Below are 2,295 nucleotides of genomic sequence, written 5' to 3' on the forward strand. Positions count from 1 at the left end.
GGGGCTGGGTGGCGCCGAGCAGGACGTCGAGGCCGCGGCACACCGCCATCGCCAGGGGTCCGGCGGGCGTGTTCTTGGCGACCAGGTCGTACGTCCACACGGCCCCCGCCAGCGGCGCGGCGACCAGCAGCGCCCGGCGTCCGCCGCTGAGCCCGGCGACGGCGAGGCCGGCGGCGGTGAGCCCGGCGGCCAGGCCCAGCGCGGCCCCCGGCCGCACCCGGCCCGAGGGGATCGGACGTTCGGGACGTTCGGCGGCGTCGAGATGGCGGTCGGCCCAGTCGTTGGCGGCCATCCCCGCCCAGTACAGGCAGACGGAGGAGCAGGCCAGGCCGAGCGTCCGGGGACCGAGCACCTGCCCGGCGGCGGCGCCGGCGATCACGTCGCCGGGGACCGACAGCGCGGCCGGGGCCCGGACCAGCTCGATCAGGTCCCGCAGCGCGGTCATCGGCCGGCCTCCCTCGCCCCGGGGCGGGCTGCGGCCGTGCCGTCCCGCCGCACGCCCGCGCCGCCTCTCAAGTGACGCTTGATTCCCGCCAGGCCGCCCTTCACACGAACCCGCTTCCCGGCCGGTCGTAAGGCGGGGCTCCCGTGGGAGGGGGTCACGGGGTGTGCTCCGGGTCGAGGGCGGTCACGAGGTCGCACAGCACCCGCCACTGCTCGGCCAGCCCGTGCGGCACCTCACCCAGCGGGTCCTTGAAGAAGAAGGCCAGCTCGGGCAGCGGCCCGGCGCGTCCGGCCCGGTGCGCGGCGGCGGTGAGGCGGACCAGGTCGAGGACGAGGGGCGCGGCCAGCGCGGAGTCGCAGCCGTGCCAGGTGAACTCCATGCGCATGCCGGTCCCGAGGAAGCCCTCGAAGGTGACCAGGTCCCAGGCGGTCTTGAAGTCGCCCAGGTCCTCCAGGTAGTCGATGCGCGTCTCGCCCTGCGGCAGGTAGCCGAGCGTCTCGGGCAGCACGCGCTGCTTGCTGGCGGACTTGGCCGCGTTCGCGCCCGGCCGGACGAGGTTGGCGCCGTCGCCGCCGCCCAGCAGGTTGACGCCGGACCAGGTGCGCACCTTGAGGTTGCGCTGCGCGAACATGGGCGCGAGCACCGACTTGACCAGGGTCTCCCCCGTCTTGCCGTCGTGCCCGGCGTACGGCAGGCCGTGCTCGCGGGCGAGCGCGTCGAGCGCGGGCAGGCGCGCGCCGGTCGAGGGGGTGAAGTCGATGTAGGGGCAGCCGGCGGTCAGGGCGGCGTACGCGGCCAGCGAACTGGGCGGCAACACCGCTCCGGGTTCGGACAGGGCGGCGCGCAGCGCGTCGAGCGAGCCGTGCGCGGGATGCGGCGACGGGACGGGCTCGGTGGTCGAGACGTTGACCACCACGACGCGGTCGAGGTCGTTCCGGCGGCGGAAGCGGTCGAGGTCGGCGGCGATGGCCGCGGCCGTCGCGGCCTGGGTGGCGGCGGCGGGCAGCGGGCGCACCTGCTGCTCGACGGCGGCCAGGTCGTCCTTCACGGCCAGCGCGAGCGCGGCGGGCACCACCCCGGCGCCGGCCAGTTCCGCGGCCTTCTTCTCCAGCGGGACGGAGGTGACGTCGTGCCCGCCGAAGACCAGGTCGCCGATGCCGGGACGGACCCGTTCGCGCAGGGCGGGCGACTCCAGGACGCAGCCGGTCGGCCCGGTCAGGCCGGCCCGGATGGCGAGCGCTCCGATCAGACTGGTGACGGCGACCGAACCGCGTGCGCCGAGCAGCCAGGCTCCCGTTCTCATGAGGTCTCCTTCGCTCCCGGGACGCCCCCGTCCCGGGGTGTTCAGCGTCGAAGGCCGAGGAGGGCGGGATGGCCCGCCGGCCGGTGAACCGCGTGATCGGCCTGTGTCACGCGTCCTCCACAGGGGTCGGGCGGCTGCTGGGGGGAGCCGCACTCGTCATGATCGGACTTGTGATTAGGATCCGCTCGAAAGCGCCGCCGTTCAAGCGGCATCGTGCTGCGTTCTGGTGCTGAACGTCGAAAACCGGGCACCGGACGGCCGGTGCCCGGGGTTTCGGCGGTGCTATCCGGTGCTATCCGGTGCTGTCCCGTGCTATCCGGCCGCGACGACGTGCACCAGCGCCGCCTCGTCCGGGAAGAGCGGCGGCACCGAGATGCCCGAGGCGGCCAGCGCGGAGCCCGGGAGCGACAGCTCGCCGGACACCCAGGCGGGCGGGGCCCCGTGGGAGGGCACAGGCATCAGCGGGCGCACCCGGTAGACGGTGGTGGGCGTCAGGCCCGGGAGGCGGACGGGGCCGGGCCTGACGCCCACCACCGTCTACCGGGTG

Annotated in this window: 3 protein-coding genes; all 3 read right to left on the reverse strand. The window is 75.4% G+C overall.

Translation table 11 applies throughout. From position 1 onward, the window contains the following. Window positions 1-445: UbiA family prenyltransferase (locus FAF44_RS52865; RefSeq protein ID WP_237111066.1), on the reverse strand; the 445-nt coding region annotated here is incomplete at its 3' end. Window positions 446-599: 154 nt separating this feature from the next. After that, complete coding sequence (locus FAF44_RS52870) at window positions 600-1,748, reverse strand: inositol-3-phosphate synthase (RefSeq protein WP_237111067.1); 1,149 nt, start codon at window positions 1,746-1,748, stop codon at window positions 600-602. Window positions 1,749-2,060: 312 nt separating this feature from the next. Then, on the reverse strand, window positions 2,061-2,282 hold the full coding sequence (locus FAF44_RS52875) for a hypothetical protein (RefSeq protein ID WP_237111068.1): 222 nt from the start codon (window positions 2,280-2,282) through the stop codon (window positions 2,061-2,063). Between the last annotated feature and the right edge of the window lie 13 nt (window positions 2,283-2,295).

This window comes from Nonomuraea sp. MG754425 (genome assembly GCF_021699195.1).
Classification (GTDB): Bacteria; Actinomycetota; Actinomycetes; order Streptosporangiales; family Streptosporangiaceae; genus Nonomuraea.

What these genes read in the sequence shown, in the direction of transcription:
- FAF44_RS52870 (WP_237111067.1), bottom strand. Translation starts at nt 1,748, where the DNA reads ATGAGAACGGGAGCCTGGCTGCTCGGCGCACGCGGTTCGGTCGCCGTC.